Origin of the sequence: Pseudomonas sp. GL-B-12, from assembly GCF_019955895.1 — a bacterium.
GTDB lineage: Bacteria > Pseudomonadota > Gammaproteobacteria > Pseudomonadales > Pseudomonadaceae > Aquipseudomonas.
The window spans coordinates 65039-73377 of the sequence record NZ_JAHBCX010000025.1 but is presented as its reverse complement, the minus strand read 5'-3'; the positions used below and the strand labels follow the sequence as shown (position 1 = coordinate 73377).

The 8339-nt window shown below is 53.7% G+C and carries 8 protein-coding genes and 1 pseudogene; 2 read left to right on the top strand and 7 right to left on the bottom strand.

From position 1 onward, the window contains the following. Window positions 1–274 (top strand): annotated as a pseudogene (locus tag KGA85_RS15580) (YMGG-like glycine zipper-containing protein); the annotation flags it as partial. 264 nt (window positions 275–538) lie between these two features. After that, window positions 539–2149 carry a mechanosensitive ion channel family protein gene (locus KGA85_RS15575; protein WP_223533204.1) on the top strand — a complete coding sequence of 537 codons (1611 nt, stop codon included), beginning with the start codon at window positions 539–541 and terminating at the stop codon, window positions 2147–2149. Between the two features lie 71 nt (window positions 2150–2220). Here the strand turns inward: KGA85_RS15575 and KGA85_RS15570 are convergent, their stop codons facing one another. From KGA85_RS15570 to KGA85_RS15540, 7 genes are all read right to left on the bottom strand, one after another. Further along, window positions 2221–2721 (bottom strand): outer membrane beta-barrel protein, encoded by a 501-nt coding sequence (locus KGA85_RS15570; protein WP_223455857.1) that lies wholly within the window; start codon window positions 2719–2721, stop codon window positions 2221–2223. Between the two features lie 70 nt (window positions 2722–2791). Then, window positions 2792–4387, bottom strand: coding sequence for an EAL domain-containing protein (locus KGA85_RS15565; protein WP_223455856.1), 1596 nt, complete (start codon window positions 4385–4387; stop codon window positions 2792–2794). Window positions 4388–4650: 263 nt separating this feature from the next. Next, a complete protein-coding gene (locus KGA85_RS15560; protein WP_223533202.1) occupies window positions 4651–5664 on the bottom strand; it encodes a helix-turn-helix domain-containing protein in 1014 nt (337 codons plus the stop codon). Window positions 5665–5791: 127 nt separating this feature from the next. Beyond that, window positions 5792–6124 (bottom strand): hypothetical protein, encoded by a 333-nt coding sequence (locus tag KGA85_RS15555; RefSeq protein WP_223455854.1) that lies wholly within the window; start codon window positions 6122–6124, stop codon window positions 5792–5794. A gap of 177 nt (window positions 6125–6301) precedes the next feature. Continuing rightward, window positions 6302–6592 carry a hypothetical protein gene (locus KGA85_RS15550; protein ID WP_223455866.1) on the bottom strand — a complete coding sequence of 97 codons (291 nt, stop codon included), beginning with the start codon at window positions 6590–6592 and terminating at the stop codon, window positions 6302–6304. Between the two features lie 193 nt (window positions 6593–6785). Beyond that, window positions 6786–7268, bottom strand: a complete 483-nt coding sequence (locus KGA85_RS15545) for a hypothetical protein (RefSeq protein WP_223455853.1) — start codon at window positions 7266–7268, stop codon at window positions 6786–6788. Next, window positions 7265–8086, bottom strand: coding sequence for a transcriptional regulator (locus KGA85_RS15540; protein ID WP_223455852.1), 822 nt, complete (start codon window positions 8084–8086; stop codon window positions 7265–7267). The genes KGA85_RS15545 and KGA85_RS15540 overlap by 4 nt, the downstream gene beginning before the upstream one ends. Between the last annotated feature and the right edge of the window lie 253 nt (window positions 8087–8339).

Sequence of the window (8339 nt, the reverse complement as noted above, 5' to 3'; positions counted from 1 at the left end):
GCGGGTCAAAGGGGCGGCCGCGGGGGCTGCTGCCGGCGCCGTGGCGTCTGGTGTGCGCAGTAATCAGCACGATGAGTTTGATGATCGTGTCGACAGTGACGTGAAACAGAACGTCCGCCAGGACCGCGCCAAGGAAACCGCCGCGGCCGGTATGGTTGTCGGTGGTTCGCGCCAGCGTCAGGAACGCCGTTCGGATGCGAAAACCACGCAAACGAACACTGCGTCGGCCTACAGCAGTTGTTTGCAGGGCAAGGGTTACCAGGTCAACCCTTGAATCAACGCTGAACCGGGTACCGGGTCAGCTTGATCCACCTGAGCAGATCTCAACCTGTGGGAGCGAGCAGGCTCGCTCCCACAGGGAACTTCAATGTTTCGAGAATCCGGTCAAGAGCACAACTTCTGGGGCTTGAGCTCGCTGTTTCAAGGAAACAGACGGGTAAGGAAACTGCCTGTGGCTCAAATCTGACAACCGTTCATCGGTGAACTACGCTGCGATACGTACCCTCGATCTGAATTTCGTGACGTAAGGATCCGACACATGCGGAGCAGGCTGCTCGCTGTAATGTTTACTGTTTTCGGGATGTTTTGGTCGGTGCAGCTGTGGGCCGAGGATGCACTGAAAGTGGTTGATGCTCCCGTTGAATTGAAAGTGGCCAACCGCAGCATCATGGTGTTTCGCGCGACCATCCTCGGTGAAGCCCCGGCCTCGCGGGTCAAACGGGCGAAAGCGGTGATCGCTGAGGCGCTGGATGATACGGACGACCTTAATGTCACCATCGACCCGATCATGAAAAGCTACATGGTGCTGCTGGGTAGCCGGCGCGCCTTTATCGTTTCGCCCAAGGACTTCGACGAGACCGAATACGACTCGGTACAGCAGGCCGCCGAAGCCGCGGCTGGCAAGCTGCGCCAGGTCGTGGCCGAAACCCGGGAAGCCCGCAGCCTGCAATTGATCCTGCGCTCTGTAGTTGCCGCGTTGATCGCCACCGGCGTTTACATCGGGCTGCTATTCGGCATGTCGTACCTGCGGCGCAGAGTGCTGAAGAAATTGCCCGAACTGATGCATCGGCACACCCAGGCCCTGAAAGTCGGAAAGGTTCCGCTGGTCGACGCCAATTACCTGTATCCGCTAGCCAGCCGCCTGCTGGAGCTGGTGCGCTGGATCGTCGTGTTGCTGCTGACCTACGAATGGCTGGGCTTTGTCCTGTCGCGCTTTCCCTATACCCGTCCCTGGGGCGAAAGCCTCAACAACTATCTGCTGGAGCTCGGCGACTATCTGCTGCAAGGGATCGTCGGTGCCATACCCGGGCTGGGCGTGGCGCTGGCGATCTTCTTTATCGCCCGCGGTGCAACCGCATTCATGCGGCGGATACTGCGGCGCATGGCTGTACCGGGAACCCTGAGCTGGCTGAACCATGAAACCCTGCAACCGACCCAACGCCTGACGTCCCTGGCGATCTGGCTGTTTGCCCTGGCCATGGCCTATCCGTACCTGCCGGGTGCTGGCACCGATGCATTCAAAGGCTTGTCGGTATTGATCGGCCTGATGATTTCCCTGGGCGCCACCAGCGTGGTGGGCCAGGCGGCGGCGGGGTTGATCCTGACCTACACCCGAACCCTGCGCCCCGGCGAATTTGTGCGCATTGGCGACTACGAAGGCACGGTGACCGAACTGGGCATGTTTACCACCAGCATTCGCACCGGCCTGGGCGAGGTGCTGACCCTGCCCAACTCGATGATCACCGGCACCGTCACCAAGAATTACTCGCGGGTGGTACAAGGCCCCGGCTATGTGGTCGACACCGTCGTGACCATCGGCTACGACACGCCGTGGCGGCAGGTGGAGGCGATGTTGCTGGAGGCCGCAAAACGCACGCCGGGGGTACTCGAGGTGCCGCCGGCCCAAGTGTTCCAGACCGCATTGTCGGACTTCTACCCGGAATACCGGCTGGTGGCCCAGGCCATTCCCAGTCAGCCTCGGCCGCGCGCGGTGCTGCTGAGCATGCTGCACGCCAACATCCAGGATGTGTTCAACGAGTACGGCGTGCAGATCATGTCGCCGCACTACCTGGGCGATCCGCAACAGGAGAAATGGGTGCCCAGGGACAAGTGGTACCCGGCCCCCGCGCAGGAACCGAAGGAATCCTGATTACGCCTGAAAGGGAGTTCGCACCATGATCGAGTGCTGAGCGACCGCAAGGCCGCTCAGTTGTAGCAGTGTCAGAAAAGCATGTAGGCGGATGCGGTCGTCTGGTTCAGGTTGATCTCTCCGACTTCCAGAACTTCGTATTCAGCGCGCAGGCCGATGTTGCGAAAGACATCGACCTCCAGACCGACACCGTAGGTCAGGTCAACCCCGGTATCGTCGTCGGTGGCATTGCCGTCGGCGTCCCAGGCGTGAGCACCGACACTGCCGAATACCCGCATCCGATCGCCCAGCGGAAAGCCGACATGGGCGGCAGCCTGAGCCGATTTGCCTTCGAAATCGACATCCTTGTCCTTGAATTGACCGAGATCGACGTAGGCCCCCTCGAAGGCCAGGTAGCTGTTGACGCGATACCCGGCATAAACTTTGTAGCTGGTGTCGTCGTCGTCCAGTCTGGATTCGTCGGTCTGTATGCTGCTTACGCCAGCGCCAAGATATAAGCCTTTGTCATCAGCGAGCGCTTGAAAAGACAGCAACGATAGCAGTGAAGCGAAGCCAAGGTTTCGAAGTCGCATGTGTGGTGGAGTCCTTGTACAGGTTTGTCAGGTGTTAGGGTTCGGCGAGCATTTGAGGGGCCATGAGGGGTTAATAGAAGTCATTGATTGATATTTTTGGGTCGTACGGCGGGATGTTTGCCGGGCATTGAAAGTAGCGTCTTGCCAGCGCTTGAACAGGCAGCGCTTTGCAGAACAACCAGCCTTGCGCCAATACAACCCCCTCCGAAACCAGATGCGGCAGTTGCTCCTGAGTCTCGACACCTTCGGCCACGACCTTGAGTCTTAGCGACTTGGCCAACCGGGCAATGTGTCGCCACAAGGCATCCTCGGCAGCGATCTTGTCGTCTGCGATGAATGAGCGATCTATTTTCAGAATGTCGAAAGGCACCGAATCCAGGAGCGAGAGGTTGGAATAGCCGATACCGAAGTCGTCCACGGCAATGCGATGACCACACGCACGAAGTCGTCGCAATTGCAGGGCGGCAGGCTTCTGATCGAGCAAGGTCTTTTCAGTGATTTCAAAAGTCATGGCGGACGCGGGCATGTTGTAGGTTGCCAGCAGGTCGGCCACATAGTCTGGAAGGGTTGGGTCCTGAATATCCTGGGCGCAAAGATTGACCGTAATGTAGAAGTCCTTGCACGCCCAAAGGTAGGTGCTGTAATCCTGCGCCACTTGCCGAATAACCGAGCGTGTAAGTTCGCGGATCAATCCAGACTTCTGCGCCACTGGAATGAAAACATCCGCAGGCACATGGGTGCCGTTGTCGCTCCAGTGAGAAAGTGATTCGGCGCCAACCAGATAGCCCGTCGTCAAGTTAACGATAGGCTGGTAGTGAACACCCAGTGTGTTGGCTTTCATGGCATTACGAAGCCGTACGGCGATAGAGGTGTAATACCGTTGGGCACACCTTGCGAGCAAGAGCAGCGCTGCGAACACGCACACAAGGCCAATGAATAATTTGAATTTGAGACTTGTCAGGTAACTCAACGGAAGAGAGATGACGGCGATCAGTTCATTTCGGTTGCCCGCAAAGGCAATCAGGACCTTGTCTGCCGAGGTAACCAGTTCTTCAAGGTGGAACGGCTTCTGCATCATCAGCGGCTGAGGGCCCGTGGAGGCAATGGGCACTGCGCCGCCGGGGCCGATGAGGTCCAGTTGCAGGTCCTCGGGAAACTTCAAATTGTCGAGCAGGATCTTCTTGTTTGCCCAGACGTAGGTTGACTGTTCCGACACAATGATAAAGTCGCTGTCCGCAGAAACTGCGTGAGCGGAATCGACCCAATAGCTTCGTTTTCCAACGGAGAACTTACGCTTCTCGTTACCGGTTGGTATCGACTGGAGTTCTTGTCCGTAGGAGGAACAGATCTTGCCGTTGGGCAACTGGATTGCCGCTTGATCAACAAATCGCTGGTTTTTAACCAGGTCAGCCAGTTGTGAGTATTGCTCGACCGAGCATTCCTGGCCCGAACGATCAAGATCGCCGAGGGTTTCCAGTACTTTGTCGATCTGCGCATTAGGCTCCACTTGAGCAGCCCGCAGATCGGCATAAACGTTATTCAACTTCCGTGCGATGAATTGCTCAGCCAGTCCTCCAGCACAGAACCATGCGGCCCAGCCCGTCGCAGCAATCAGGCATACAGTGACTGCTTGCCTTCCAAGTAACGCTTTATATGCGGCAATCATCGAAAAACCCCGAGGTATCAATATTTCACTGTGCACCTTGCAGTCGCGGATTAAACGTCTTCAGTACCAGTCAATGACCCAGGCCAATAAGATGCCGCTTGCATAGACAGCAATGCACAGGGCGATTTTCTGCTTGAGTGGCAGTGTGTTTATTCGATGTTGCATGCTTATCTCCTTGAGTGGGCAAATAAGCAATGGTGGGTAACTGTGGTCAAACAAAGGAAATTATTAATCATCATTTGCAGGGCATTGATAAACGTCCGTTAACGATAACTCTTATCTCCAACGACCTGATTGTAAACGGATGAGGTCGTGTTCCTGGGCTTGGCTGAGTTACGCCTGGCCGTTTCTGACGGTGTCTCTCCGTAAGCAATCTGATACGCCTTGGAAAACCGGCCCAGATGGTGAAAGTTCCAGAACATCGCGGTTTCTGTCACGGTGGGCCACGTTTTATTGATCAGGTCGCGACGGGCACTTGCGAGTCTCAGGTTTCTGATATAGGCGATTGGCGACATCCCGAACGTTTCAATAAAGCCAAAATGCAGGGTGCGAGTGGTGGTTTCAAGTTGCCTTACGAGCGTTTTTATAGAGAGCGTTTTTTTAGTGTTTTCATGAATGTATTGTATGGCTTCTATCGCCACCTTTCGTCTTGTCGGGACTTTGCGGCTGAAGCCGCCAGCGGGCGTCAATGACTGCAACAGAGAAGCAAGAACCACACTTTCAATTGCTGAACCCTCTGCTTCGCTGCGTTGTACTGAAGCAGCGTCGTTGATGTCGACACAGCAGGCGCTGATGGCTTGAATGGCAGATTGTATGAATTGAAAGTTTTCAGCCTGGAAGCTGTGTTGTGTTCTGTTTGCAAGTATATCTATGACAGAGTGATGTTGGCGGCACCGGTCATAGTTTTCCAGTGTGGTGGTGATGGTGAAAAGTGTTTCATTCGGTTCGCAGGTGTAATGCACCGTTTCATCGCTGTGCAGTACGATGACTTCGTCAGGCCTTAGTTTGTGATTGTTTACGACGGGGCGTCCAACCGGGGGCTGCGAGATGGCGAATGTCACGAACCCGGCAGGGACAGAACTGACCAGGGTGACGGATGAGTCGAACTCAAGACGGCTGCACTGGAGTTCGGGACTGTAAAAGAGCTTATGTTGCCGAATGCGCGCCTCTTGCTCGGCCGGAATAAGGCTCATTTCCCATTTGCCTATTGTTCTATTCAGTTGGCTCGGCAAGGCAGAAGACAAATGAAAGATCTCGTCGGGCGGTGCGATACTCATGAAATTGAAGGCTCATCTGTTAAATGATTAGGGTCAAGCCTGACGGGCAGTCATGGAGAAGGTACGCGATTCGGCGTCCTGTCGGTCGGTGAGGTCGACCCCATTGCCATAGGCTTTGAACGGGTTGTCAGAGTCCCCGGATCAGTTCCAGTTCCGCCGAAAATGCGTACTTGTTGTCCAACGGTGAATCGTCCATGTGTTGAACGTTGCGCGGGTCAATTTTCGAACTGAAGATCTGCGATTGGGGTTTCATCGGGTCAATGGCTGCAGCTGTAAAGGAGTAAAAGTCGTCAATACAATAACCGGTTTTTACCTGATAGCTGGTTTTCACTGCGCTTGGGACCTTCTTGTTGATTTCGACACTCGTCAATTTGGCACTGTAGACACCCTTGTCGTCGGCCATGGCCTTGAGAGAAAGCAATAAACCAAACGACACGGTGACGAAGTTTTTCAGTAGCATCGAGACGATTCCTTATTAACAGTTGATTCAGGCAGAGCAGAATGTCAGCTGCATCTCTGCCACGACTTGGGCTGAAAATAATCTCACTTCGATGGTGTCTGCCAAAGTCAATAACTCATATTTACGAGGTCGTCAGAAGGGGCCGATCACTGCTTGCCCCGGCAAACACCACGTAACTCAAAAAAATATGCGCGAGTTGGCGTAACGCCTGCCGGTATCACTTTGTGAAGGGGTAGGGAGAGTAAAATCACTGTCCTGTTCGTCCGCATGATACTCATTCTCGCTATGGATTTTCAGATGCGATAGTTTCTGGCGGTCATCCGGGCTTGTTTCAATTTCATAATATTCAATGGTCGTGCTTTCGACGGAGTGCTCGTCGTGCGCTAGCGAATAAAGTGGCATGGCGGAGAAAAATAAAACCGCCAGGAATCCGAAAGTCGTCGATTTATGGATTCGCAGGATATGCATGGCTTTCACTTGATTCTCCTGTATAGGGCATTGTCCCGGACGAGAATCAAGCAGGCTCGATTCCAAAGATTATCGGCGAGGGATTTTTCGCAGGAGAGGCGTTTGATTCAAATCAATAAGTGTTATTTTTGTTTGAAAAACTCTTTGAGATGAACCTGTGCCAAGCGGGAGTTGAGTCAGTTCGGGAGGCCGATTAATGGTTCATGCAGCGCAAGCGGCCAAGTTCATGTACGTAAAAGCACACGGCGTTTTTATCCGGCGTCGGAATCAATTCGTAGTTTAGGATGGCGCCTTCTTGCAAGACATATTGACGTCTGAAGAACAGGTCAGGGGTCTTTTCAATGGCAAAAAGTTCATTGTCCTGGCTGAGTTTGATGTTGCTGACTTTGATTTCGACGTGGGTTTTGCTTTCACCGATTATATTCGCTGAAATGGTCGCATTGCGGATTTTTCCATTCAGGCTTTCCAGCGTGGTTCCAGTGAGTCGGCCATGCCCGATAGTGAGGTACTCTTCGGTGTTCAGTTGATCAAGATCTTCCAGCCATTGTCGGGCTTTTGTTTGATAACTGATGTTTTCCATGTAGTGCGAAGGAGAGTAAGCAAGAGAGAAAATGCACAGTGCATTGACCAAGGCTATGATTGGCCAGTGAATGGCTTGCGGAATTTCAAACTTCATAGGGTGACTTCCAAACATTGACGGATCATCAAGGCGAGGTCTCTTTCGCTGCTGTTCAATTGCAGATTTGCAGTGCTTAGATCCGGGCGAATGCACGAAACGGAATAATTGGCTTTATACAGGTTGATCCAGACCTGACCCTTCAGGTTTGCCGGTAGCTGTTCAGTTTGTTTGACCGACAGATCCATCAGCGCTTGAGCCTCGGCAAGATCGCTGCCCACGGCGTGTATGACCAGTCCATTCTTGTCGATACTGGAAATTTCAATTTTTGGCGCGTCGAAGTCGATCTGAAAAATAGTAAAGGCAACGACTGCCAGCGTAACGACATAAGCGATCAGCTGGGCCTTTGTAATGCGGGTGGATTTAATGGTTTTACCTGAAGGTGCCAGCAGTTCATCACCACCCGGTGGCGGTAGTTGCTCAGTGATGGGCGCGGGTGGCTGCGCTGTTTCCCCTCGGGGTTCCGGTACATCTGCTTCTGCATCGACGACACATTGCCGGTTGAAGCAATATCCACGTCGAGGAACAGTCATCAGGATCTCGTGATCTCGACTGTCATTGAGAATATTGCGTAGTGAGAAAACCGTTTGGTTCAAACTGCCAGAGGCAACCACGCGGTCATTCCAGGTGTAGTCGATGATTTCATCGCGGCTTTTAGTGACACCTGGCTCCATGAGCAGCAGGTCCAACAGACGCGACTCAGCTCTACCTAGCGTGGAATTTTGTACATCTCCATGGGGTGTCGTAATGGAAAGCATGGCGCTGTCCGGGTCGAATACCGCCACGGCGCCATTTTTCAACTTGAAGGTGTAGCTCATAGAAATCTTCCGTTCAGGCGGTGCTGGCCTGAGTATAGGGGCCGGATTTGGCTCGGTACATTCTGGTCTGGGAAGTGAACGAAGATGAGGGCCAGGCGGAAGGTGCACTGTATGTCGCATTTACAATGCCGGACTGGCTCGTTTCAGAGGCGTGCCGTGCGGCAAACAGCCCGGCCTGTCAGAGGTGTCAGTTGAATCAAACAAGGGAAAAGCATTGCTGGATGACCCACGGTTTTTGATTTGGACACCGTGA

Excerpts from the sequence above, each read along its gene's own strand:
- KGA85_RS15540 (WP_223455852.1), bottom strand. The coding sequence starts at position 8,086 with ATGAGCTACACCTTCAAGTTGAAAAATGGCGCCGTGGCGGTATTCGAC.
- KGA85_RS15550 (WP_223455866.1), bottom strand. The coding sequence starts at position 6,592 with ATGCATATCCTGCGAATCCATAAATCGACGACTTTCGGATTCCTGGCG.
- KGA85_RS15565 (WP_223455856.1), bottom strand. The coding sequence starts at position 4,387 with ATGATTGCCGCATATAAAGCGTTACTTGGAAGGCAAGCAGTCACTGTA.
- KGA85_RS15575 (WP_223533204.1), top strand. The coding sequence starts at position 539 with ATGCGGAGCAGGCTGCTCGCTGTAATGTTTACTGTTTTCGGGATGTTT.
- KGA85_RS15560 (WP_223533202.1), bottom strand. The coding sequence starts at position 5,664 with ATGAGTATCGCACCGCCCGACGAGATCTTTCATTTGTCTTCTGCCTTG.
- KGA85_RS15570 (WP_223455857.1), bottom strand. The coding sequence starts at position 2,721 with ATGCGACTTCGAAACCTTGGCTTCGCTTCACTGCTATCGTTGCTGTCT.
- KGA85_RS15555 (WP_223455854.1), bottom strand. The coding sequence starts at position 6,124 with ATGCTACTGAAAAACTTCGTCACCGTGTCGTTTGGTTTATTGCTTTCT.
- KGA85_RS15545 (WP_223455853.1), bottom strand. The coding sequence starts at position 7,268 with ATGAAGTTTGAAATTCCGCAAGCCATTCACTGGCCAATCATAGCCTTG.